Origin of the sequence: Mesorhizobium sp. M0768, assembly GCF_040320195.1 — a bacterium.
Classification (GTDB): Bacteria; Pseudomonadota; Alphaproteobacteria; order Rhizobiales; family Rhizobiaceae; genus Mesorhizobium.
Window position 1 is genome coordinate 23,920 of record NZ_JAMYPD010000010.1, and the last position, 23,941, is coordinate 47,860.

Sequence of the window (23,941 nt, forward strand, 5' to 3'; positions counted from 1 at the left end):
CGTCAGAAGCTGCCGGCCGTGGTCGCGAGCCCGGGCAAGATTACCGGTTTCGCGCTCTATTATCGAGGCCGACCAGCAAATGGCCGCGAGAATGCCTGGCTGATGAGGGACACATGCTGGAACTCGAAAGCCTGGCGATCGATATCAATCTCGCGTGTCGCCGCCGTAGGGCGTGGCACGCATTGAAGGGCGTTCCACGAAGGAGCTATACCATTGTGCCAGTCGTGGCCTTCCCTGCAGGAAGTCGGGCAGTCCGCGGAATTCCAGCCAGCTTAGACAAGTGGCGAGCGCGATGTGGCCGACATGGAGCGGCGCGTCGAATTCGACCTCGCTTTCCACGAAGTCATAGGATTCGATAAGCTTCATCGTCATGCCTGCACCCAAGGCGGGATAACGCAGATGTTCAGGGCGGCGCTCGTTTTCCCAGCGGATGGAAATGCCTGCGTCGCACATGCCGCCGGCAAGCGCCTGGAGGCGCAGGGCGGACCATTTGGCCCGCCCTGTTTCGGGGATGAGCCGACGACTGCTTTCAAGGTTGTCGAGATAGTCGCAGATTACGCCCGAATCGAAGAGAGCATAGCCGTCGTCGACAACGAGAACGGGCACCTTGCCAAGCGGATTGATCGCAAACACATCATCGTTGCGATTGATGGGGCTCGTCTCCTGATGAATGACGCGCAGACGTCCGGCAAGCCCAGTCTCGTGGGCAAAGACCAGAACCTTACGCGCGTAGGGAGAGTGGGTCTGGTAGATGAGTTTCATGGACCCATTCTGCGTTGGGTCTGGAATGCGGACATATCGAGCAGTACGTGGCCCAGCCGCTCTTCCGTTCAATGATCCCGGGTCCGGTGCCATCGTCCTGTGTCCTTCTCCAGTTCGGCCTCGGTCACGATGATCAGCGCCCGGCTCGATTCGTCGAGCGCAAGCTCCTGCGACAGGCCGTAAGCCGCGACGGCGGTGGCGAGGCCGGCGAGGCCTGCGGCACCCGACGGGGTTGTGTCTGGACCGTTTGCCTCACGAAGCCGGCTCTTCGCGTCGGCAAGCGCCGCTTCGGACACGGTTATGACCCGAGCGTTGCCTTGGCGCAGTACGTCGAGCGCCGATGCCGCTGCTTCGCCACAGGCGAGCATGTCTGCCGACGTCTTGAGATCGCCGGATATCCGAACTGAGCGTGCTTGCGACAGCGCGGCCGCGACGCAGGCTGCGGCCTCTGGTTCTACCACGACGATCATGGCCGGAGGCATCAGCCAGTCCTTCAGCCCAGTCGTCAGGGCGGCGGCAAGTCCACCGACACCGGCCTGCACGAAAAGGTGGGTTGGCCTCAGATGGCCAATCTCCTCGACTTGGCGACGGATTTCCGCGGCAATCACGGCATAGCCAGCGATGACATCAGCGACCGCTGGATCATCCGGGTCGCTCGAGGTATCGGCCACCAGAATGCCTTCCCCGGCGCGGGCTGCCGCAGAGGCCCGATCGACGGCATCGTCATAGGTGCCGTCGACCCACACGATTTCGGCGCCTTGGGACTCGATACGCCGCACCCGGCCCGCAGGGACGCCCGTATGGAGGTATATCCTTGCCCTCCCGCCGGCAAACTTCGCCGCCGCGGCGACGGCAAGTCCGTGATTGCCGGCGCTGGCCGTGATTAGCGCCGGCAGCGGCGTCTGGGCCCGCTCTGGATCGAGCAGTTCATCGATATCCATCCCGGTAGCGCGAGCGAGAGCGCACAGACCGGCATAGGTGCCGCCGAGGGACTTGAAGCTGCCCAGGGCACGGTGGCCCTCGTTCTTGGCAAGCACCTGGGTCACATCCAGGCTCGCAGCCAGGCTTGGCAGGTCGAGCAGCGGTGTCGGTGCATAAAACGGCGACAGGCGCTGTAACAGCGCCGCAATGAGATCAGGGCCAAGGCCCGGCTGTGTGTCTGTGGTCATGAGGCGAAATTCTATTCCCGAAACGATGGCGCTTGGCGCCTATTATCGTTGCCCAGCTGCCTGATTTCGTCATAGATGCCTGTCCAAATGACGAAAACCGCTGCCCTCGATCGCTTCGACCATGTGCTGCTGTCGCTGGTTCAGCGCGACAACCAGATCCCGGCGCGGCGTCTCGCCGAGCAGGTCGGGCTTTCCCAGAGTGCGGTCCTGCGCCGCCTGCGCCGGCTGCGGAAGGATGGCGTGATCGCGGCGGATATTGCCGTCATTCGTCCGGCGGCCGTGGGCCTGCCGCTAACCATCCATGTGCTCGTTTCGCTGGAACGGGAGAGCGCTGTCGAGTTGGACGCCTTCATCGGCAAGCTCCGCGGGCGCTCGGAGGTTCGTCAGGCCTGGTATGTCACCGGTGAAGCCGATTTCGTGCTCCTCCTGCAATTGCCGGGGATGGAGGCGTACGATGTCTTCGCGCGGGAAGTCTTCCACGCCAATTCGAACGTGAGGGCGTTCCGCACCATCGTGACAATGCGGGAAGTGGTTGGCGCAGCGGATGCGCGGCCGCTATCCACTGCCTGAGTTGCGGCGTGCCCCCGGCAAGCTGACTGCCCTGCTTGACCCGGAATTCTAGTCAAGGGCGCGAACCCGATTGAAGTTCGCTACACGCATCCCGTATCTACTCACCCGCCGCACCGAGCTAATCGCTGCCGCCAAGATGCTTCGCGAATGTCTGCCCCTGGCGCAAATTACTTCCACTCGTGCGTAGAAGAATATCCATGTATGAAACGGGGGGTGCAACTCGCTCCCGTATACTGATCGTCCAACGGCGGCATGAATTTCGGAAGGGATATGAGAGCCAACACTTCAGGATCTCCCGGTGATGAGGCGCACTCTACCCGCAGCAGAATCAAAGAGGTCGCGGCCGAGTTCTATGTCCTGCGCGGCCACGATGGTTTCAGCTTCGGCGATATAGCGACGGCAATCGGCACGACGCGCGCCAACATCCATCATCACTTCGGCAACAAGCGTCAGCTGATGGAGGAATTGATCGCGGACTTCGCCGCCAACGCCGAGGCCCGCATCAAGCGCTTCTGGACGACCCCCGATATCCGGTTCTTCGACCGTCTCGATATGCAGCTCGAGGATCTGCGCCGCTTCTACGAACGTTTCAACGCTGTGAAGGGAGCCCGCAATATGTGGAGCCCGCTTTCGCGCCTTCGCCACGACCTCCCGGTTCTCGGAGAACCAGCGGAACGTGCCCTGGAGCGCGTCAACCGGGTCTATGATCAGAGCCTGCGTCATGCGGTGGACCAGGCGGTGAAGGACGGAGAGCTTTCCTCCCACACACTCAGGAACGAACTCGTGCACATGCTGCGCATTACCCTTCTGTCCTGTCCACCGATGACGCAGGACACCGGAAGCTTCGACGAGGTCGCCAGGACCTTCGCAGCGCTCGCTGCGATCATCCGCGCCGCTTGGCAGGATGCGGGAAAGGGCTCGGATCGAGGCTAGACATCGGGTGGATCAAAGCGAAGGTGAGTTGACAGCCTTTGGCTTTCACATTACTTACTTGCAGGTAAGTCAGCCCATGATGGCGACGAGGCGCGTATTAGGGAGGATCACGTGCTGCGCGATGATGCATTCACCCGTTTCGAGGTCAGCCCCTTCACTGGTGCACTCGGTGCAGAAATTCGCGGGATCGATCTGGCGAGCGCGAGCGAGGATGCCTTCCAGGACGTTCGCCGCGCGCTCTACAAATATCATGCGCTCGCCGTGCGCGATCAGGAGCTTGACGCCGCTGGCGTCCACAAGGTCGCCCGCCGGTTCGGACCATTTAGCGGCAATCCGGTGCACACGCCGATCGACGGTTTTGACGATATCGTGCGCTTCGTGCGCGAGCCGGACGACACGGGCAAAGTGATCGGCGAGGACTGGCACATGGACCTCGCCTGGCTACCGAAGCCACCGGGCATTACGATTCTCTACGGTGAGGAGGTGCCGCCGGTTGGCGGCGACACCTGCTTCTCCAGCCTCGAGAAGGCATATGACTCGCTTTCGCCGCGGCTGGTCGAGATCCTGCAAGGCCTGACGGGCGTCCATAGCGGCCGCGGGGTCTTCGCCATCAACGCGGCCCACAGCCGGCTCGGCGTCAAGGCCGATGTCCAGACGATCGAGAATGCCGTCGTCGAGCATCCTGTGATCTGTCGCCACCCCGAGACTGGCCGGCGCTATGTCTTCGTCAGCAGCGTGATGACCAATTTCAAGGGGATGACGGAGGAAGAAAGCAAGCCGATGATCGACTTCCTGATGGCGCGGGCTGTCCGGCCCGAGTTCAACTGCAGGCTGCGTTGGGAACCGAAGACGCTCGGTATGTGGAACAATCCCCATGTCCTGCACACCGCCATCAACGATTATCCTGGATATCGCCGGGTAATGTACAGAACAACGGTGGAGGGCACCGTTCCACTTGCCGCCAGGGACGGCTGACACGCAACCGCTCAGGGAGGAGCAATGGCATTTGGTTCCGAGGCGTCCGTCGGCCATAGGGGGGAAGGGGCGGCGGAAGCGGCTGGCGAGACCATGAGGCGGCGCTTCGCGTTTTCGCCTGCCTACCTCTATGCGACGCCCGTGCACCTCCTGGTGCTTGGGATCATCGTGCTCCCCGCGATCTTCGTCCTGTGGCTGAGTTTCGAAGCCTCGTCATTCGGCCAATCGGCAACCTTCGTTGGCTTCGATAACTATATCCGCGTCCTCACCGATCCCTATTTTTGGGGTTCGGTCTGGAACACGGTCCTCGTCGTCGCCGTGGCGGTTCATATCGAACTGCTGCTCGGCCTTGGCCTGGCCCTGCTTTTCGCCTCCGGGCTTCCCCTCCAGCGCGTCATGCTCGTCGTGGTGCTCGCTCCCTACGCCATCAGCGAGGTGACGGCGGTCGCAATGTGGCGCTTCCTGTTCGATCCAGACGTCGGCCCGATCACGCTGATGCTGCGATACACCGGTCTGCCGACGCTCGACTGGACGTTCATCCCTTCTCACGGCCTCATCCTCGTCGGCCTGCTCACGATCTGGCTGCACCTGCCATTCACATTCATCATCCTCTATGCGGCACGGCTCGCGGTTCCGAAGGAGCTCTATGAGGCTGGGCGCACCGACGGAGCCAATGCGTTCCAGCTCTTCCGCAACATCACGCTGCCGCTTCTGGCGCCAGCGATGCTGATCGCGCTGCTCTTCCGCTACATCTTCGCCTTCCGTCTCTTTTCCGAGGTCTGGCTCCTGACCCAGGGCGGCCCGGCACGCACGACCGAGGTCGTTTCCGTTTATCTTTATCAGGAAGGCTTCCGCTACAACTCGTTCGGCACGGCGGCCGCGACGGCATGGATGATGGTCGTCATCTCGCTGCTGCTTGCGACTGGCTATGTCTGGCGGCTGCGCAAGGAATCCATGGCCAATGCGTTCTAGGCGTCTCGCCATCGGTGCCGGAAAGACGCTCGCCGTTGCGGCAATCGTCGTCTGGTCACTGTTTCCGATCGGCTTCATCGTGCTCTCGTCGTTCAAACCCGGTCGCGAGATTTTCGCGGTTCCACCGGAGCTCTTCTTCGAACCGACCTTCGAGCACTACGCCTCGCTGTGGCAGCGCTGGCCGGCCTTTTTCGACGGGCTCGTCAACAGCCTGATCATCACCACCGGGGCGACGGCGCTTGCCGTCATGGCAAGTCTGCTCGCCGGTTTTGCCTACTCGCGCTATCGAGGCGTCCGTTTCCTGGAGGGATCGGTGATGTTTCTGATCGGATCGCGGCTGATCCCGCCGATCGTCGTAACGCTGCCACTGTTCCCGGTCGTCAATCGGCTCGGGCTCAACGACACCCATCTGGTGCTGATCCTGCTCTACGCGACCTTCTTCGTCTCGCTCGGCACGCTCCTGATGCGCACGTTCATCGACCAGGTACCGCGCGAACTCGACGAGGCGGCCGTCCTCGACGGCGCGCGGCCGCTGACGATCCTTGTGAAGATCATCTTGCCGCTCGTAGCGCCCGGCATGCTCGCCGTCGCCGTCTTCGTGGTCGTCTTCGCGTGGAACGAGTTTCTGTTCGCCTATATCTTCACCGCCAACCACGCCAAGACCGCGCCTCTGGTCCTTTCGGAGATGATCAGTTCGATCGATGGCGTCGACTGGGGCGTCCTCTTTGCTGCCTCTACCGTCCAATTGCTGCCGGTTCTCGTCTTCGTGGTCCTGATGAACCGGTTTCTCGTCGCCGGATTGACCGCCGGCGCGACCAAGGGGTGACGACGTCACCGAGAAAGGGAGGAAGACAATGCCTTTGCACATGACACGCAGAGCCCTGCTGACGACGGCGATGGCCGCCGGCGCGACGGGTGCCTTGGGTCGGTTGGCCCATGCCCAGGTAAAGACGCTGAATGTGCTTTGCCATCGCGTCCACCAAGCCAACCTGACGACCGGCGCCGCCGGCAATGTCATCAAGCCCTGGGAGGACAAGAACAATGCCCAGATATCCTGGACCACGCTTGACAGCAATCCGCTCCAGGACCGGCTGTTCCGAGAGGCGAGCCTGAGCGAGACCGATTTCAACATCGGCTATGTCATCGACAACCGCATGACGTCGCAGATCGCCTCGCTATTCGAGCCGCTAGACGATCTCCGGAAAGCCGAGCCGATCGAGGATTTCGACGATATCGCCGAGGGCCTGCGCCACTCGATGACCGTCGGCGGCAAGCTCGTCGGCGTTCCGGTGCGCCATGCCACGCAGGGGCTTTTCTACAACGAGGAGCTGCTTCAGGAGGCCGGCATTTCGGCGCCACCGAACACGCTGGAGGAGCTGGTCGAGCAGGCGAAGAAGCTGACCTTCACCTCCAGGTCCGGCACGCCCGTCGTCGGCATGATCCTTGCGAGCGACCTCGCCGTCTTCCCGGTCATGTTCGCCCGCGCCTTCGGCGGCGATTTCATCGACAAGCAGTTCAAGGTGGTCCCCGATCCGGAGGCGATGGAAAAAGGCCTGTCCGCGCTTGCCGACCTCTTCAAGGCCGGCGCGCTCCCCCGCAGCTATGCCACAACGCGCAACGACGACATGGTGACGTGGATGCAGCAGGGGCGCGCGGCCTTCGCGGTGCTGCCTTTCGCCCGCTACGCGCAGCTCAACAACAAGGAACAGTCGACCGCACCGGGAAAGATCAAGGCGATCGAGTTCCCCGGCTCCAAAACCCTCGGCAGCGGTCACGAAATGCATCCGGTCGTCGAATCCTGGGCGATGGCCATTCCCGCCAATTCGACGGACAAGAAGCTCTCCTGGAGCTACATCCGCTTCGTAGCGAGCAAGGCCGCCACACTCGACATGGCGCGCAACGGCAATGGCCCCGTCCGCACCTCGACCTATGCCGAGCCGTCGTTCGCCGGGTCGCTGCCGCAGGCGAAGGTCGAGGCTGCCGCGCTCGCCAAAGCGCGACCGGCATTTCCGGCTTTTCCCGAAGCCGCTCGCGCTCAGTCGACGTTTCTCGAGGAGGTTCAACTCGCTGTCCTCGGTCGCAAGAGCCCGAAGGAAGCGGTCGCCGCCATTATCGACCGCGTCAAACCGCTGATGCCAGCGTAATCATATGAACCGACGTTCATATCGCCTCGCACATACCGAATGGGAACGCCGGCCGAAATCGCTGCGGCGGTGGCGTTCTTCGCGAGTGATGAAGCTTCGTTCGTCACAGGCCAAACCCTGATCGCCGACGGAGGGCTCTCGATACTGGACTGGACTTCCCTTCGCTTTCTCTTCTCGACCAGCGCGGTTCGGTGCTGTTCTCAGGCATGGTCGGCGACACTCCGTAGGCAGGTCTGAACCAGGCCGAAGCCGACCGCCGATCTTTCCGATCGAATATCCGATGATCTGGTAGCAGGAGCGCGCTGCCGCCTTTGCCATACTCACCGGAGTACCAGTTTCGGGTTTCGCTGCTGCGGCTGAACGAACGGAGCCTACCCCGGACCTTCGCGCGCCGATTTTCTACTAGCTTCCCGCGAGCGACAACCCACTGGCGCGCTCGCATAACAGGGCAAGCAATTCGCTGCGCCGCGCTTCTGGCGTGTCGACGGGCAACACGAAACAAAGCGTCTTGTTGATGGCTCCGTTGCCGTCGCGGATGGGCGCGGCCATGCACCAAGTGAAGCGGTCGGCCAGAGCGGCGGTCTCGCTGAAACCTTGCTGGCGCGCCAGAGCGACATCGCCGAAGAACTCGGCTGGCGCAATGACACGGCCGTCTGGAAGCGTGTAGTCGCCAGGCGGAATGAAGTCCCGTATTTCCTGCTCGCTCATATGGCCGAGCAGCAGCCTACCGGACGCCGTCCACGGTATCGGCACCTCGACGCCGACATCGCTTGAAATCCGGAACGGGCCAGGCGAGTCCCGGCAATCAAGGACGACATATTTGGTCCCGCGCAGGCCGCACAGTTGGACGGTCTCGCCCGTCTCCGCGCCTAGTCTGTCTAGGGTTTCGATGATGCGCCGGTAATGGGCATTATGATGTGAGTAGGCCCAGCCGAACAGATGCATCGCCTTTCCGAAATAGACATAGCCTTCCGTCCCGACATTTTCGAGCATTTCGGCTTCCAGCAGGCTGTTGACGATTTCATAAGTGGTTGAACGCGGCGCGCCGATCATCTTGGCGATGTCGCCGACGCGCATCGGCGCGCGGTGCCGCAGAAGGGCCTCCAGTAGCATGATGACTCGGTCGATCCCGCGACGCCGTTCGCCATTGCGCGGCTCGGCGCCGGCTTCCGTTTCAATTAGACCAGTGACGCCATCGCTCATGTAGGCCGCACCCGCGCAAAAATCATTCGGCCCTCGTCTCAAGACGCTTGAAAGATGTCAAGGCTCAGTCTAGCATCCCGTTTGTCCGATATACAGGCCTACTGTCTGAAATATCGGACAATAACGAGCCAGGCGCAGAAAGTCCTGACGAGAAAAACGGGCGGTTTCCGATGCGGCAACCGGCGGGTTCTCTCGTCCCGATCCCGCACGTCCAGGCATAACTTCAGAAGGGAACAATCATGACGAAATCATCGTTTTTCGCGTCCGCCAGTGCCCTTTGCCTCGGCCTCCTCCTCAGCCTCGGCGCCGGTTCGCAGGCCAACGCCGCCGCTAAATGCATCAAGGGCGATCGCAAAGCGCCATATACGATCGGCTGGGCCAATATCTATTCAGTGCCGACCTGGATGAAGCAGACACAGGGCACGATCGAAGCCGAAGTCGAGACTTTGAAGAAGCAAGGCTTGGTCGACAAACTCGTCGTGACCGATGCCCAGGGCGACGCCAACGTCCAGATTCAGCAGATCCAGTCGATGATCGATTCCGATGTCGATGCCATCATCTTGATCGCTGGTTCGTCGACCGCGCCGGCGCGCGTGCTGGCGGACGCCTGCGCCAAAGGCATCGCCATCATCAACTTCGACAGCCTCGTCGATACCGACCAGGTGACCGCCAAGGTCAACACCGATTCCTCACAGTGGGGCGATCAGGCGGCCAAGTTCCTGATCGACGCCATCGGCGGCAAGGGCAAGATCCTCATCCTCAATGGCCCAGCCGGCGTTTCGGTCAGCGACGACCGGCGCAAAGGCGCCGATGCCGAGCTTAAGGCCCATCCCGATGTGAAGGTGCTTGCCGAGACGAACACGCCCTACAATGTCGCGCCCGCCCAGGAGGCCGTCACCAGCCTGCTTTTCGCCAACCCCGAAATCGACGGCATCCTGTCGCTGGGCGGCGCGTTGTCGGCGGGCGCCGTGCTCGCGCTCGACAAGCAGGGCCGCGACCAGGTGCCGATCACCGGCGAGAATGCGCGCCAGTTTCTCGAACTGTGGAAGGAAAAGGGCCTGAAGAGCTGGGCGACGATGCAGCCGAACTGGCTCGGCGCCTTCGCCACCTACACCGCCGTCCAGGCACTGGAGGGCGAGGATGTGCCGGCTTTCGTCAAGATCCCGTTGCCGGTGATCGACAATTCCAACATCGACGAATACCTCGCCCGGGCGAAGGATTTCCCGGCTGACGGTTACATCTATTCGCCGTACGATGAGGATCTATTCAAGAAGCTGCTGGCCCAAAAATAAGCCTGAAGGGTTGTAGCATTGACAACCACGGCTCCGCTTCTCGCCGCGCAGGGGGTGTCGAAGTCCTTTTTCGGCAACCCCGTTCTGCGCAACGTTTCAATCGCTCTCCAGCCCGGCCGCGTGCATGCACTGCTGGGCGAGAACGGCGCAGGTAAGTCGACACTGATCAACCTTTTGTCCGGCGCCTTGCGCCCGGACGGCGGGGCGATCGAGGTCGATGGGCGCCCGGTCTCGCGCATGACCCCCGCTAATGCGCGACAGGCCGGAATCGCCGTTGTCCAGCAGGAACTCAGCCTGACGACCAGCTTGTCCATTGCCGAAAACATCGGGCTCGGTGCCTATCCCAAGCGGTTCGGCTTGATCGACTACAACGAGCTTGCCGTCCGGGCCAGGGCCGCATGCGATCTTGTCGGGCTTTACGAACCGCTGTCTGCGCCGGTGGGGCACCTGTCCCTCGGCCGCCGGCAGATGGTGGAGATCGCCAAGGCGCTTTACCGCCGGCCGCGCGTGCTCATTCTCGACGAACCCACCTCATCGCTATCGGCAACTGAGACAAAAATCCTCACCGACCTGCTGGAGAGGCTTCGGGGCGAGGGCATCGCTATTCTCTACATCTCACACCGACTGAACGAGGTGATGGCGCTGTGCAAGCATGTCACCGTGCTCAAGGACGGGACCTGCACGGCGGACTGCTCGCTGGAAGGAACCGATGCCGCCGGGCTGGTACGCCTGATGGTAGGACGCGACCCCGGCGATCTCTTTCCACGATGGCGGCCTTCGCCATCGCCGGCCGACGCCATCTCGGTTCGTAAATTTTCGGCCGGCCTGATGCGCGACGTCGATCTCGACATCAGGACGGGCGAGGTGCTTGGCATTGGCGGCCTGGTCGGGCAGGGGCAGGAAGATCTGCTGCTTGGCCTCTACGGCGCGATCCCCGCCAGGACGGTATCCGCGACCGTAAACGGTGTTTCGGGTTTGCCCGGCGGCGTGCCGAACGCCAATGCGCTCGGCCTCGCTTATGTCCCGGCTGACCGCAAGCGCGAAGGCCTGCACCTGATCCATCCCATCATCACCAATATGATGCTGCCCGCCTTCGCAAGGCTGCCGGCGCTGAAGCTGCGCAGTCGGCGTGCCGAGCGCGATATGGCAAGGGGTCTCGCCGCCCAGCTTGCCATCAAGGGCGACCTCGACCGCCCGGCACAGGCACTCTCAGGTGGCAACCAGCAGAAGGTCGCGCTGGCGAAATGGATGCCACACGAGCCGCTTGTGCTTCTCCTCAACGACCCGACGCGCGGCGTCGATGTCGAGACCAAGCGTGAGATCTACATGATGCTTCGCAAACTCGCCGCCGCCGGCAAGGCGATCGTGCTGCTCAGTTCCGACACACCCGAACTGGTGCACCTTTGCGACCGCGTCGGCGTGGTCCGCGAAGGCCGCATCGTGGCCATGCTCGAGCGCGAGGCACTGAGCGAGGAAGCCATCGTTTCCGCCGCAATGGGCGCCGAACAGCAGAAAGTTGCGGCATGAGCGCGGTCGCATCCTCAAACCAAGCCGGCGCGCTCTACTGGCCGGTTCAGCTGCGCCGCAATGTCGGCGTGCGCAGCCTGTTCGCTGTGGTCCTGGCGTTCGTCATTGCTTACGGTTTCCTGTTTCCCGGCCTCTTGACAGCGTCCGGTTTCGCCAAATTCACCCAGAGCTGGTTTCCGCTGGCGCTGGTCGCCATGGCCCAGGCGATCCTCATGCTCACCGGCGGCATAAGCCTGGCCATCGGCGCCATGGTCAGCCTGGGCGCAGTGATCGCTGCGACGACGATGACTGGACCGCTGGGCGTAGCCGGCGGTGTCGCTGCGGTGGCGCTGACCGGTCTCGTCATCGGTGCCGCGATCGGGTTCATCGTCGTGAAACTTCGGTTTCCGGCGATCGTGGTGACGCTCGCTGGCTCCTTCATTATCGGCGGCGCTGCCCTGCTCATCCTGCCGAGGCCGGGGGGCGCCATACCCGAGTGGCTGTCGGACCTGCTTGCCGGCAACACGCCGGCGGCATTCGTGCTGCTGGTACTCATCGTGGTTTTGTGGAAACTCTATCTCGCCACGCCGCTTGGTTTGAGCATCTATGCTGCAGGCGAAAATCCCGTCGGCGCCTACCGCTCCAGCGTGCCGGTCGACGGTGCCCGGATCGCCGCCTACGCGATTAGCGGCCTGCTTTGCACAGGCGCCGGCCTGTTCATCGCCGCGCAAACGGGTTCGGGCGATCCAGTCATCGGCACGGCGTTCACGCTGAATTCCATAGCCGCCGCAGTGCTCGGCGGCATCGGTTTCCTTGGCGGCCAAGGTACCATGCGCGGCGCTCTTGCGGGCAGCCTGCTGCTCAGCCTGATGATCAGTGTCATGTTCTTCCTCGGCTTCACGCCGGTCGCCCAATATGTCGCCCAGGGCCTCATCATCATCGGGGCGGTCGCCATCCCGCAATTCCGCAAGGTGCAGCAATGACAGCACGGAAAGTCAGTGTGAGCGGCAGGCGCGCCGTGACGATTTTGCGCAGCCGGCCCTTCCTTACGATCGCTATAGTTGCGGCGGTATGGATCGCGGCGAGCTTCGCTTCACCTGGCTTCGGCGCTTATGGGCATTTGCGCTATTTGGTTGAATTGGGCGCGGTGGTCGGCCTGGTCGCGGCGGGCCAAACTTTCGTGGTGATTGCCGGCGGAATCGACCTTTCCGTCGCGGCGATCGTCACGGTTAGCGCTGTCAGCCTGCCGCTGCTTTCATGGCAGGCGGATCCGACAGGGCTCACCGCCGTTCTTGCAGTTCTCACGTTGACGAGCGCAATCGGTCTGGTGAACGGGCTGGGCGTGGCGCTGTTGCGCGTTCATCCAATGATCATGACGCTGGCGATGGCGACATTCCTGCAAGGTCTGCTGATCATCATCGCCGGCGGCAGTGCCGTGACCGCCGAGAACCCGCTGGTCCGCTGGCTCGGCAATGCGCGGCCGGTCGGTATTCCGGCAGGCGTGCTTTTGTGGGTGGTCATTTCAGTGATCGTTCTGACCACGATGCATGCGACATCCTTTGGCGCCCGGATATTCGCGATGGGCGCCAATCCGCTCGCCGCGGCGCTGTCCGGGGTTCCCGTCGCCTCGACCACGCTGGCGGTCTACGGCATCAGCGGCTTCTGTGCGGGACTTGCCGGTGTGTTGGTCCTCGGCATGAACGGACAAGGCTATGTCGGTATCGGCGATCCTTATCTGCTCGCCTCGATTGCCGCCGTGGTGCTTGGCGGCACCTCGATCCTCGGCGGGCTCGGCACCTATGCCGGCACCATCCCCGGCGCCATCCTGCTGGTTACGATCACGGCGCTGATCACCGTGGTCAACGCATCGCCTGGCTGGCGCAGTATCCTGTTCGGGTCGCTGATCCTGGGGCTGCTGCTTCTCTCAGGCAGAGAGCAGGCCCGCCGATGACATATCGTCCAGCCGATAAATGCGCCGTGCATTGCCGTAGAACAGTGCCGTCTGCTCGTCCGCGGAAAGCTCTCCTGCAATGGCCTTGAAGCTGTCATACACCGCACCGAACGATGCATGCAGGCCGGCGACCGGAAAGTCGCTGCCGAACATCGCGCGCCGCGTACCGAAACAGTCGATGCAATGCATGACAACCGACCTTAGGCTGTCGAGCGTCCAATCATGATCGTAGGCGACCAGATCCGATATCTTGATGGCGACGTTCTCGCGCTCCGACAAAAGCCGCAGCCCCTCGCGCCACACCCGCATTCCGTCCGCATCGCGATCGATCGGGCTGCCGCAATGGTTGAGAACAAAGAGCTGGTCTGGAAATGCCGCTGCGAGGCGCGCCGCGCCGGTGAGCTGGCGCGGAAACACCATCAGGTCGAAAACCAGCCGGCGGCGCCCAAGCAGGGACAGGCCGGCACGCCAGGCCGGATCGTCCATGATGCCGTCGCGGGCGGCAAAACGACGGGCGGGATCAGGATCCCAGCTCAGTATGTCGCGTACGCCGACGACACGGTCGAATGCCGCCTGCGCCTGGACCAGCGCCGGCGCTTGGCGGTTCGCCAGAGGTACGTGAACGACGTAACGGGCGGCCACGCCGCGCGACTTGTCGAGGGTTTCAAGCCACCGCGTTTCACCCACGCAGTCATCCCCGGCCCAACCGGCTTCAATATGGACGGTGGCGACGACACTGTGCTGGCCGGCGTCGCGCAAATAATCTTCAGGAAGGTAGTTTCGCCGCAAGGGGCCAAGCTCGCCCAGACCGCCGCGTTCGCCAGCCGTGGGCGCGAGCCAGGGATGGCGGCCGAGGCCGAGATCCCACAGGTGATGGTGGGCATCGATGATCGGTCCGCAGTAACGCTTTGGCACGCATCTCTCTCATGGTGTGGCCGGCATCGGAAATCGATCCGGACTTCATCCTGCGAAAGCGAAAGGACTAGCATCGGATGACCGAAAACTCACCCGTACTGTCGCTCGCGACCCGTGAAAATTTCCTGCTCGACGATCGTATCCGCGGCGTTCCGCCTGGCACCCTCGGCCTGGACAGCAGCTTTGTCGCATCTGAGCGCTGGCATCCAGCGCATGGACGTATGTCGTTGCCGGTGTTGACCCTCGACGAGGAGGCCTTCATCGCCAATCGTGACCTGTTCTTGGGGTATGCGCGAGAACAGGGCGCCGTGATCGCCCCGCATGCCAAGACCCCGATGGCGCCGGACCTTGCCCGGTCGCTGGTCGAGGCCGGAGCATGGGGCACGACCGTCGCCGACATAAGGCAGGCCACAGTAATGCTCAGATCCGGGCTCTCTCGGCTGATCATCGCCAACGAGGTCGGCGGACCAGGTGGTGCGAACCGACTTGCTGTCCTTGTCGGCGCCTGGCCAAGCGCCGAGTTCTACGTTTTTGCCGACTCTTTCGACGCCGTGAATGCGCTTGCTGAAGCTTGGCGCGCCAATGCGACGCTGCCGCCATTGCGCGTGCTCGTCGAACTTGGTGCGGGGAGGGCAGGCGCCCGGACCACCGGCGAAGCCGAGGCGATCGCCGACGCGGTTGTAGCTGCCGGAGGGCGGCTGCTGATCGCCGGCGTCGCAGCCTACGAAGGTGCCGCGGCGCAAGCCGATCCTGGCCGTACCGATGAGGCGATATCCGCGCTGTTGGCAATGACAGCCGATATGTTCCTGCGGCTCCGCGCCCGCGTCGGCGGCGACACCCCGCTGATCGCCACCGCCGGCGGCTCGGTGTACTTCGACAAGGTGGTCGCAGCGCTTTCGCCCCTCGTCTCCAGGGACGGCAATGCCACGTTGGTGCTGCGCAGCGGCGCCATCTTCTTTCACGACCATGGCGTCTACGACAGGTCGCTCGGCGCACTCGATGCCCGCGACGGTTTTGCGATCGGCGGCGTCGGTGCTTCCGCACGAAACTCCTTCCATCCGGCTTTACGTCTTTGGGCCGAGGTACTGTCGCGGCCGGAGCCCGGCCTTGCTATCTGCGGTATGGGCATGCGCGACGTGTCGTTCGACCAGGGCTTTCCGAAGGTCGTGACCATCTTTCGTGCCGGCAAGCAGCTGCCGAAAGCGCGTGCCGAGGTCTTCAAGCTCAACGACCAGCACGCCTTCCTGACAATTGCGTCGGGCGACGATATTGCCGTTGGTGACGTCGTTGAATTCGGCATCTCGCACCCCTGCACCTGCCTCGATCGCTATCGCGTGATCTTCGGCGCCGACGCGGCCGGGTATGTCCGCCACGCCTTTCCTACCTATTTCGGCTGAGCAGATATCGCGGCCACTTCCAAAAAAGAGAACCTCGAAAGGATCTGATATGATCAAGTACTTCCAGTCCGGCTCCCGCATGTCTCAGGCGGTCGTCTATGGCGGCCTCGTGCACATCGCAGGCCAGGTGGCAGACGACCGCAAGGCCGGCATCGAGGGTCAGACGAGCGACGTGCTCTCCAAGGTCGAGGCGCTCCTTGTTGAGGCCGGCAGCAGCAAGTCGAGGCTAGTGGCGATCAACATCTTCCTGCCGCAGATCGCCGACTTCGATGCCATGAACAGCATCTACGATGCCTGGGTGGATCCTGCGCGCCTGCCGGCGCGCGCCTGTGTCGAGGCGCGTCTCGCCGATCCCGATCTCCGCATAGAGGTCACTGCGATCGCAGCTATCTGAGCCGCCGCCATGCACACCGGCCTCAGCCATACGCTCGACTTCGACCGGGACGGCAAGACACTCGGCCATCTCAGCATTCCGTTTTCGATCGACCGTTCGCCCTATTTCCAGGTCAAGGTCCCGATCTGCCTTGTCCGCAACGGCGAAGGCCCGTCGGTGCTTCTGATGGCCGGCAATCACGGCGACGAATATGAAGGCGAGCTGTCGTTGGCAAAGCTGGTGCGCCGGCTCGATCCCAAGCAGATCAAGGGTCGCGTCACCATCCTGCCGATGGCGAACGTGCCGGCGGTGATCGCCGCAAAGCGCTGCTCGCCACTCGACGGCGGCAATCTCAACCGCGCCTTTCCGGGCGACCCGTCAGGCACGCCAACAAGCCGGCTTGCCAATTTCCTGGAGATGGAACTGTTTCCCCGGCACGACGTCATCTTCGACATTCATTCTGGCGGCACCTCGATGGAGCATCTGCCGACCGCGCTTGTCGAGCACAATACCGATCCCGACCGGCACCGGCGCGGTGTGGAGCTAATGCGGACGCTCAGCATGCCCTATGGGTTCGTGGCCGACAACGGCCAGGCCTCACCGACCTCCATGGGTGCGGCGCGCCGGGCCGGCGCCATCGGCGTCAGCGGAGAGTTCGGCGGCGGTGGCACTGTCACGGTCGATACGATGGAGATTACCGCCCGCGCACTCGACGCCCTGATGGCCGCCTTGGGAGTGGTTGAGGCGCCGGTTCTTGCACCGGCAACCGGACCTTCGGCGCCGACGCGGCTTCTTTCGTTGTCTCGGCACAGTCAGGGCCTTTATGCCACAAGCCGTGGTTGGTTCGAGCCGGCAGTCAGGCTGGGCGACAGCGTGACTTCAGGCCAACTGGCGGGCTGGTACCACGACCTCGAACGACTCGACCTCGCCGAGCAAGCCCTGCACTTCCTCGAAAGCGGCATTGTGCTTTCGCGCCGGCTGCACACGATGTGCGAGGCGGGAGACTGCCTCATGCAGGTCGCCGAGCCGGTCGACTGATAAGAAGCCCTCCCGACCATACGCCCATATCAGGATCAAGACTGAGGATAACCGGATGCAACTGTCGATGTGGACCTATCCTTGGGATGTCCAGGATCTGGGCTTGGAGATGGTCGAGCGCGATCTTGTCGAGCGTGCCGGGCTCAACATGATCAGTCTGGCGACTTCGTATCACGCTGGCCGGTTTCTGCAGCCGCGCAGCCCGCGCCGGAAAGCCTATTTTCCGGAAGACGGAACCATCTATTTCAAGCCAGATGCGGCACACTGGGCCGACCTAGCCATCCAGCCCAAGGTGGCGAAGGTGATCATGGAAGGCGGCGATGTGCTTGGCGACCTTGTCCGCCGGCGCGAGGTGGGCGGGCTGGGCGTTTCGTGTTGGACGGTCTGCTTGCACAACACCCGGCTCGGCATGCTTCATCCGCAGGCCGTAACCCGCAACGCCTTCGGCGATGCCAACTACTACAATCTCTGCCCATCACATCCGGAAGCGCGCGCTTATGTCCGCGCGCTGATCGCCGATATCTCGCACAGCTACAGGCCGGACCGGATCGAGCTTGAAAGCCCGTCATTCATGGGCTTCGCCCACGAATACCATCATGAGAAAGACGGTGTCGGGCTGATGCCGGAAGACGATTTTCTGTTGTCGATATGTTTCTGCCCGTCCTGCCTTGCGCGCGCGGCCGAGGCCGGCGTCGACGGCGAAGTAGCGCGCAAGCTCGTCGGGCAATGGATCGTCGAGACCTGCGAGCGCGCCGTGCCCGAACGGCGCTTTCCAGACTTTCCGGGGAGCGGCCTCGACACTTTTTTGCCATGGCCGGAACTCCATGGCTACCTGCTGTGGCGGTTCGAACCGGTGACCAGCCTGGTCGCCGAACTGCGCGAGGTGGCCAATCCGGCGACCCGCGTTGTCATCATCGATTTGAAAGACGGTTGGCTTGGCGGCTGCGATCTCGCGGCGCTCGGCAAGGTCTGTGACGGGGCAATCCTGTGTGCCTACGACATGCAGCCCGGCGATGTCGCCAGCCTGATGGCGGCCGGACGCGCAGCCCTTGGCGTGAAAAAGTTCCTCGGCGCCGGCTACCGGCTGTTCTATCCGGAAATGGCCGGCCCCGACATCCTCACCGCCAAGGTCAAAGCTGCGATGGCGCCGGATGTCGACGGCATCAATTTTTACAATTATGGCCTTGTCCCTGCCGCACGCCTCGATTGGGTGAGTGCCGCAAGATCCGTTTGAAAAACCGATCCGTTGCCGCAGTCTGCTAGGACTGACCTCACTTTGCCTTGGAGCTTTATGAGCATGCCGGCTATTCGCTTCGGTCACATTGGCCGGCGGCGGCCGGACAAGCTGAAAGCATGGCGGTGACGGTCCATGCGGATCGAAGATCATACGCCGACCATATTGCTGCTTATACGCTTCAAAGTATACAAAATTCGATACGGAAAAGCGTATATTGAAATTTATCTGCGCGAGCGTATAATACCATGGCTAGAGAGGTATGCTGTGGACCAAATCGCCCGAACACCCAAGCAAATTGGAGATGCCGTCCGCCGGCAGCGTCGCAAGCTCCGCCTCAACCAGACCAATGTCGGGGACCAAACGATGCTGCGTCAGGCGACCATCTCGGCCGTCGAGAGTGGCGCGCCTGGGACCCAGCTCGGAACGCTTTGCGATATTCTCGCAGCGCTCGACCTCGAATTCGTCGTCCGCCCTCGGACCAAGGCAAAGCCGGCTGAGATCGAGGACATCTTCTGATGGCTCGTCCGCGGCAGCACATCCCGCTAAATGTCTTCTTGAACAGCCGTCTCGTCGGGCGGCTGAATAGACAATCCAGCGGCGCGATCGATTTTCAGTACGATCCGTCCTGGCTTGCTTGGGAGCACGCGCTGCCCGTCTCGCTATCACTGCCTCTGCGTGAAGATCGTTATATCGGTGCGCCCGTCATCGCCGTCTTCGACAATCTCCTGCCCGACAACGTCCCCATTCGCCGCCGTATGGCGGAGCGTGTTCATGCTCAAGGAATAGACGCTTACGACCTGCTTGCCGCTGTCGGGCGCGATTGTGTCGGCGCATTGCAATTCCTGCCGGATGGTGTCGAGCCAGGCCCCGCCGGTATTGTCAACGGCAAACCCGTTGACGATACCGAGATTGCTCGTCTTCTCCTCGATCTGGCATCGGCTCCCCTTGGGCTTGGCGAGGACGAGGACTTCCGGATCTCGATCGCTGGCGCTCAGGAAAAGACTGCGCTCTTGTTCTGGAAAGGACGTTGGTACAAGCCGCTGGCGACGACTGCCACGACGCACATCCTCAAACCACAGATTGGACGGTTGCCAAATGGCATCGATCTTTCCTTCAGCGTCGAGAACGAATTTTTCTGCCTCAAGCTGACAACCGCCCTAGGGCTCCCGAGCGCCGTCGTCGCAATCGAGGAGTTCGAAGGCAATCGCGTGCTCGCGATCGAGCGGTTCGATCGCCGATGGACCAGTGACAATCGTCTCCTGCGTTTGCCCCAGGAAGACTGCTGCCAGGCCCTTTCTGTGCCGCCGTCACTGAAATACGAATCCGACGGCGGGCCTGGCGTTCCGGCTATCCTCAATTTGATGAAGGGAAGCGACCAACCGGAGGTAGACCAGGCTGCGGTTTTAAAGGCCGTGGTTGCCTTTTGGCTTCTCGGCGCCACAGATGGGCACGCCAAGAATTTTAGCGTCTTTCTTTCCCCCGGCGGCCGGTTCCGCATAACGCCGCTCTATGATGTGATTTCAGCGCAGCCCAGCCTTGATGCGGGACAGATCAAGCGCAACAAAATGAAACTGGCGATGGCTATTGGTGACACACGCCACTACCTCGTCGACAGCGTCATGCCACGCCATTTTATCCAGACCGCCGCCAAAGCAGGGATCGGTCCGAAACCCGTCAAGGCGATCTTTGATGAGCTGCGCCAACAGGCGCTAGCGGCGGTCGAACTGGTTTCTGCATCGCTCCCAAAGGATTTTCCTGCGGAAGTCGCTGATGCCATCGGCAATGGGGTCAGGGCTCGTGTACGCAGACTGGAAGAGGCGTGATGCTGAAAGTAGAGACGCAACGAGACTGATGTCGCCATTGCAACAACGCTCAAATGGTCTTCTTCAGCAGCAGCAGCATCCAGGCGGCCACGGCCGCCGCTGCGTCGTCCAGATGATGCCGAACCCACCCCTTACCTTCTCATGCGCGATAGGATGGGCCAAGGTTTGACCACGTCAAAAAAACCGGAAAGCAAGGAACCTGCCGACCACCAGAGCGGCTCGAGCGGCAGCATGGAAAGTGTGACGCGGCGCTACCCGATCCTAGCCAGTGCCTTTCCGGGATAGGATCAACTCACGGATTTGCCAGCCTGTAACTTTCTTACGAGGCCGATCAACTGATCCAGATCAGCGCGTGGAAGCGCAAGTATCTCGGGCGGGGGTTTGTGATATTCCTTCATCAATTCCTTGATGGTTGCGGCACCTTTGGGTGTGAGCTTGACAAGCTTCACACGGCGATCGCCTGGCGACGGAATCCGTTCGGCGAGCCCCGCCTGCTCAAGCCGGTCGACCAGCCAGGTCGCCGTCGATGGATCGCACTGCCATTGAGCAGCCAATGCGCCGATCGGCTTGCCCGCATCTTTGTCGAGCGTGAAGAGGGCGCGGGAGTCGTTGGGCGTCAGGCCCAATTTCTGCTGGATCGCCAACCGGTCCGGCGCGGACCGCATCAGGAAATCAAACATCAGGCGCCATGCCTCGGTGGCGTGCTGCAAGCGATCTTGGCTCGGTCTCATTCCACGCTCCTTCATGTCTTGACACATACTTGGACCAATCGTATGATTTGATCAATCAAAATGTTTTTGTGGTCAAAGCAATGAGAGGAGATCCGAGATGACCAATACCACGGTTCTCGTCGTCGGAGGCGGCCTGAACGGTCTGACGGCGGCCGCCCTTTTGGCTCACAACGACATTGCGTGTGTCCTCGTCGAGCGTCATCCCGACACGTCAATCCAGTACAAGTTTGCCGGCATCTCCCCGCGCAGCATGGAGATATTCCGAAGCCTCGGCCTCGAGGAGGAGATTCGTACAAATCGGACGGGGGACCAGCAGGCAGGCGCTATTGCGCGCGCCAGGAATCTCGCCGATCCGCAGATTCAATGGGGCGGACCGGCGTGGCCGGATGCAAGTGCCCTCAGCCCCACGCAACCAGCGACGTGTGATCAGCACGTCCTGGAACCGATTCTGCGCCGCTACGCCGAGCGGAACGGTGCAGACGTGCGTTTCAGCACGGAGCTGGTGACTTTCGATCAGGACGAGACCGTCGTCCGCGCGGAAATTCGCGGTATCGCGACCTGCGCAAAGGAGGTCATCTCGGCCGACTATCTGATCGTCGCGGACGGTGCGAACGGTTCCCTGCGAGAGAGGCTGGAGATCAGCCGCAGCGGGGCAGGCGGCCTTCAGCACTGGATGAATGTCGTCTTTGACACGGACATGCCTCCGACGATAGGCGGCAAGCGCTTCACGTCGTGCTTCGTGACGGACCTCAACGGGACCTTCACGCCCAGACAGGGTGGACGATGGCTTCTGGCGCTCCAGTACTTTCCCGAAAAGGGCGAGAAACCACAGGATTTTGATGAAGCCAAGTGCAGGGAACTGATCATACGAGGTGCGGGCCGGCCGGACATCACGACGAGGCTTGTCGATGCGCGCTCCTGGGAAGTGGCCGCCCTCACAGCGCGCCAATTCCGCCGAGGCCGCGCGTTTCTTGTGGGGGATGCCGCACATGTGATGCCCCCAACAGGCGCTTTCGGTGGCAATTCAGGTATCCACGACGCCCATAACCTTGCCTGGAAGCTTGCGATGGTAGCACGCGGGCATGCCGATCCCTCGTTGCTGGATAGCTATGACACGGAGCGCCGGCCGGTCATCGAGGCTACGTTGGCGCAAGCGCTCGCCCGCCTACAGAAATGGTTCGACGATCCGTCGAAGCGGTTGCCTCCTCCTGTTGCGATCGTCGAGGATTACGGCGTGGTATTTGGCCAACGCTACGCTGCAGGCATCGTGGCTCTGGAATCCACACCGGACGATCACCCATTCCAAAAATCCACGGAGCTGTCGGGCCGCCCCGGCACGCGTTTGCCGCATTTCGCGGTCGGGCGTGCCGGCCAGCGGATTTCGAGTCTCGATTTGTGCGACCGCGATCTTCTTCTCCTCTGCGCCGACGAAGCATGGTGTCAGGCCGCTGACTCCGTAAGCCAGCGCCTCGGGATGCCGCTGACGTGCCACTCGTTGGGTGCGAATGGGGATCTGCTTGACTTGGACCATCGGTGGCCTTCCGTGCTCGGGGTTAAAAGCGGCGGTTCCGCCTTGGTCAGACCGGACGGATTTGTCGCGTGGCGGTCAACGCACGGTGTGCCTGATCCTGTACAGGTGCTGATCGAAACACTTGATGGGCTCGGTTTCCGCACGGAGGCGCACGAACATCATCGGTGAGCGGCGGCGAGTGCGGATGCCTCCCGCCTTCGGGCATGACTTCCTTGCCGATGCCATCACTGGGAATGACAACGATGCCAGGCGCTTGCTCCTTTCCTACTCGTTGTCGCCGAGTAGGGCCGCGCACACCGCTTCGGTGACCTTATCGGTGGTGGCACTTCCGCCGAGATCGGGCGTGTGCAGTGAGGCGTCCGCCGTCACGCGCTCGATGGCGCGCATCAGGCGCGCCGCGGCAGCCGGCTCGCCAAGATGCTCCAGCATCATCACCGCCGACCAGAACGTGCCGACCGGATTGGCGATGCCCTTGCCGGTGATGTCGAAGGCCGAGCCGTGGATCGGCTCGAACATCGACGGAAACCGCCGCGCGGGGTTGAGGTTCGCAGTCGGCGCAATGCCGATCGATCCGGCAAGTGCGGCCGCAAGATCCGACAGGATATCGGCGTGAAGATTGGTCGCGACGATTGTGTCGAGCGAGCGCGGATTGAGCGTCATGCGCACTGTCATCGCGTCGACCAGCATTTTGTCCCATGCGACATCAGGAAAATCGGCCGCGACCTCACGGGCGATGTCGTCCCAGAGCACCATGCCGTGACGCTGGGCGTTCGACTTGGTGACCACGGTCAACAGCTTTCGCGGCCGCGACCGCGCCATCTCGAAGGCGAAGCGCATGATGCGCGTCACGCCGGCGCGGGTGAAGATCGAGACCTCGGTCGCGATTTCCTCAGGCAGGCCGAGATGCGAGCGCCCGCCCTGGCCGGCGTATTCGCCTTCCGAATTCTCCCGAACGATGACCCAGTCGAGATCCCCTGCCGTGACGCCGCGAAGCGGGCTCTCGATACCGGGCAGGATGCGGGTCGGGCGGACATTGGCGTACTGGTCGAAGGGCTGGCAGATCGCGAGCCGCAACCCCCAAAGCGTCAGATGGTCGGGCACGTCTGGCGCGCCGACAGCGCCGAAATAGATCGCATCGAAGGCCTTCAGCCGCTCGGTGCCGTCCTTGGGCATCATCACGCCGTTGAACTTGTAGTAGTCCGAGCCCCAGTCGAAATGCTGCACCTCGAGACTGAAACCGCCGTCGCGCGTGGCGCAGGCGGCCAGCGCACGAAGGCCGGCCGCTACGACTTCCTTGCCGATCCCATCGCCTGGAATGGCCGCGATCCTATAGCTTCGCATTAGTCCAGTCCTCCCCTTGTGGCGCTAAACTAGCATGGACCATCGTGCTGGCCTTTGGCCGTGAGGCCGAATGCCGCC

Annotated in this window: 24 protein-coding genes; 18 read left to right on the top strand and 6 right to left on the bottom strand. The window is 62.4% G+C overall.

Annotated elements, in window-relative coordinates:
- Window positions 1-144: 144 nt before the first annotated feature.
- Both NKI08_RS15275 and NKI08_RS15280 read right to left on the bottom strand, forming a co-directional pair.
- Window positions 145-762, bottom strand: coding sequence for a glutathione S-transferase family protein (locus NKI08_RS15275; RefSeq protein WP_352470919.1), 618 nt, complete (start codon window positions 760-762; stop codon window positions 145-147).
- A gap of 68 nt (window positions 763-830) precedes the next feature.
- The gene (locus NKI08_RS15280; RefSeq protein WP_352770514.1) at window positions 831-1,931 is read right to left on the bottom strand and encodes a pyridoxal-phosphate dependent enzyme; all 1,101 of its coding nucleotides are present in this window, start codon (window positions 1,929-1,931) and stop codon (window positions 831-833) included.
- An 87-nt stretch (window positions 1,932-2,018) separates the two neighbouring features.
- Here NKI08_RS15280 and NKI08_RS15285 point away from each other — a divergent pair, with 87 nt between their 5' ends.
- The 7 genes from NKI08_RS15285 (at window position 2,019) to NKI08_RS15315 (ending at window position 7,762) form a co-directional block, all read left to right on the top strand.
- A complete protein-coding gene (locus NKI08_RS15285) occupies window positions 2,019-2,501 on the top strand; it encodes an Lrp/AsnC family transcriptional regulator (RefSeq protein ID WP_352540712.1) in 483 nt (160 codons plus the stop codon).
- Between the two features lie 270 nt (window positions 2,502-2,771).
- Complete coding sequence (locus NKI08_RS15290; RefSeq protein WP_352683792.1) at window positions 2,772-3,434, top strand: TetR/AcrR family transcriptional regulator; 663 nt, start codon at window positions 2,772-2,774, stop codon at window positions 3,432-3,434.
- A 111-nt stretch (window positions 3,435-3,545) separates the two neighbouring features.
- The gene (locus NKI08_RS15295) at window positions 3,546-4,409 is read left to right on the top strand and encodes a TauD/TfdA dioxygenase family protein (protein WP_352503733.1); all 864 of its coding nucleotides are present in this window, start codon (window positions 3,546-3,548) and stop codon (window positions 4,407-4,409) included.
- Between the two features lie 24 nt (window positions 4,410-4,433).
- Window positions 4,434-5,381, top strand: coding sequence for a carbohydrate ABC transporter permease (locus NKI08_RS15300; protein ID WP_352770518.1), 948 nt, complete (start codon window positions 4,434-4,436; stop codon window positions 5,379-5,381).
- Window positions 5,371-6,207 (top strand): carbohydrate ABC transporter permease, encoded by an 837-nt coding sequence (locus tag NKI08_RS15305; protein WP_352770521.1) that lies wholly within the window; start codon window positions 5,371-5,373, stop codon window positions 6,205-6,207. The genes NKI08_RS15300 and NKI08_RS15305 overlap by 11 nt, the downstream gene beginning before the upstream one ends.
- A 28-nt stretch (window positions 6,208-6,235) precedes the next feature.
- Window positions 6,236-7,525 carry an ABC transporter substrate-binding protein gene (locus NKI08_RS15310; RefSeq protein WP_352770524.1) on the top strand — a complete coding sequence of 430 codons (1,290 nt, stop codon included), beginning with the start codon at window positions 6,236-6,238 and terminating at the stop codon, window positions 7,523-7,525.
- Between the two features lie 39 nt (window positions 7,526-7,564).
- The gene (locus NKI08_RS15315; RefSeq protein WP_502899608.1) at window positions 7,565-7,762 is read left to right on the top strand and encodes an SDR family oxidoreductase; all 198 of its coding nucleotides are present in this window, start codon (window positions 7,565-7,567) and stop codon (window positions 7,760-7,762) included.
- A 165-nt stretch (window positions 7,763-7,927) separates the two neighbouring features.
- Here NKI08_RS15315 and NKI08_RS15320 read toward each other — a convergent pair whose 3' ends face one another.
- Window positions 7,928-8,728, bottom strand: a complete 801-nt coding sequence (locus tag NKI08_RS15320; protein ID WP_352470926.1) for an IclR family transcriptional regulator — start codon at window positions 8,726-8,728, stop codon at window positions 7,928-7,930.
- 239 nt (window positions 8,729-8,967) lie between these two features.
- On the opposite strand from NKI08_RS15320, the gene NKI08_RS15325 reads away from it, so the two are divergent.
- From NKI08_RS15325 to NKI08_RS15340, 4 genes are read left to right on the top strand one after another with little or no spacing between them, the layout of a single operon-like run.
- A complete protein-coding gene (locus tag NKI08_RS15325; RefSeq protein WP_352470927.1) occupies window positions 8,968-10,020 on the top strand; it encodes an ABC transporter substrate-binding protein in 1,053 nt (350 codons plus the stop codon).
- An 18-nt stretch (window positions 10,021-10,038) separates the two neighbouring features.
- Window positions 10,039-11,547 carry a sugar ABC transporter ATP-binding protein gene (locus NKI08_RS15330; protein WP_352614870.1) on the top strand — a complete coding sequence of 503 codons (1,509 nt, stop codon included), beginning with the start codon at window positions 10,039-10,041 and terminating at the stop codon, window positions 11,545-11,547.
- A complete protein-coding gene (locus tag NKI08_RS15335) occupies window positions 11,544-12,509 on the top strand; it encodes an ABC transporter permease (RefSeq protein ID WP_352770527.1) in 966 nt (321 codons plus the stop codon). The genes NKI08_RS15330 and NKI08_RS15335 overlap by 4 nt, the downstream gene beginning before the upstream one ends.
- Window positions 12,506-13,477, top strand: a complete 972-nt coding sequence (locus NKI08_RS15340; RefSeq protein WP_352770530.1) for an ABC transporter permease — start codon at window positions 12,506-12,508, stop codon at window positions 13,475-13,477. Before NKI08_RS15335 ends, NKI08_RS15340 begins: the two co-directional genes overlap by 4 nt.
- On the opposite strand, the gene NKI08_RS15345 is transcribed toward NKI08_RS15340, so the two are convergent.
- Entirely contained in the window at window positions 13,451-14,392 is a 942-nt protein-coding gene (locus tag NKI08_RS15345; RefSeq protein WP_352770533.1) for an amidohydrolase family protein, read from the bottom strand. The genes NKI08_RS15340 and NKI08_RS15345 overlap by 27 nt on opposite strands.
- A 77-nt stretch (window positions 14,393-14,469) precedes the next feature.
- Between NKI08_RS15345 and NKI08_RS15350 the strand changes: the two genes are divergently transcribed.
- The 6 genes from NKI08_RS15350 to NKI08_RS15375 all read left to right on the top strand — a co-directional run bounded on the left by NKI08_RS15350 (window position 14,470) and on the right by NKI08_RS15375 (window position 20,260).
- Window positions 14,470-15,789 (top strand): type III PLP-dependent enzyme domain-containing protein, encoded by a 1,320-nt coding sequence (locus NKI08_RS15350; RefSeq protein ID WP_352503469.1) that lies wholly within the window; start codon window positions 14,470-14,472, stop codon window positions 15,787-15,789.
- 49 nt (window positions 15,790-15,838) lie between these two features.
- Entirely contained in the window at window positions 15,839-16,183 is a 345-nt protein-coding gene (locus NKI08_RS15355; protein WP_352470933.1) for a RidA family protein, read from the top strand.
- Between the two features lie 9 nt (window positions 16,184-16,192).
- Window positions 16,193-17,200: a succinylglutamate desuccinylase/aspartoacylase family protein gene (locus tag NKI08_RS15360; protein WP_352470934.1), complete on the top strand. Its 1,008-nt coding sequence runs from the start codon at window positions 16,193-16,195 to the stop codon at window positions 17,198-17,200.
- A 55-nt stretch (window positions 17,201-17,255) separates the two neighbouring features.
- On the top strand, window positions 17,256-18,434 hold the full coding sequence (locus NKI08_RS15365; protein ID WP_352470935.1) for a hypothetical protein: 1,179 nt from the start codon (window positions 17,256-17,258) through the stop codon (window positions 18,432-18,434).
- 135 nt (window positions 18,435-18,569) lie between these two features.
- Window positions 18,570-18,953, top strand: coding sequence for a helix-turn-helix domain-containing protein (locus tag NKI08_RS15370; protein ID WP_502899609.1), 384 nt, complete (start codon window positions 18,570-18,572; stop codon window positions 18,951-18,953).
- Window positions 18,953-20,260, top strand: a complete 1,308-nt coding sequence (locus tag NKI08_RS15375) for a type II toxin-antitoxin system HipA family toxin (protein WP_352770535.1) — start codon at window positions 18,953-18,955, stop codon at window positions 20,258-20,260. The genes NKI08_RS15370 and NKI08_RS15375 overlap by 1 nt, the downstream gene beginning before the upstream one ends.
- 287 nt (window positions 20,261-20,547) lie before the next feature.
- Here the strand turns inward: NKI08_RS15375 and NKI08_RS15380 are convergent, their stop codons facing one another.
- Entirely contained in the window at window positions 20,548-20,991 is a 444-nt protein-coding gene (locus tag NKI08_RS15380) for a MarR family winged helix-turn-helix transcriptional regulator (protein ID WP_352470937.1), read from the bottom strand.
- 97 nt (window positions 20,992-21,088) lie between these two features.
- Here NKI08_RS15380 and NKI08_RS15385 point away from each other — a divergent pair, with 97 nt between their 5' ends.
- Window positions 21,089-22,690 (top strand): FAD-dependent monooxygenase, encoded by a 1,602-nt coding sequence (locus tag NKI08_RS15385; protein ID WP_352770538.1) that lies wholly within the window; start codon window positions 21,089-21,091, stop codon window positions 22,688-22,690.
- Between the two features lie 96 nt (window positions 22,691-22,786).
- Here the strand turns inward: NKI08_RS15385 and NKI08_RS15390 are convergent, their stop codons facing one another.
- Window positions 22,787-23,863 carry a tartrate dehydrogenase gene (locus tag NKI08_RS15390; protein ID WP_352470939.1) on the bottom strand — a complete coding sequence of 359 codons (1,077 nt, stop codon included), beginning with the start codon at window positions 23,861-23,863 and terminating at the stop codon, window positions 22,787-22,789.
- Window positions 23,864-23,941 lie beyond the last annotated feature (78 nt).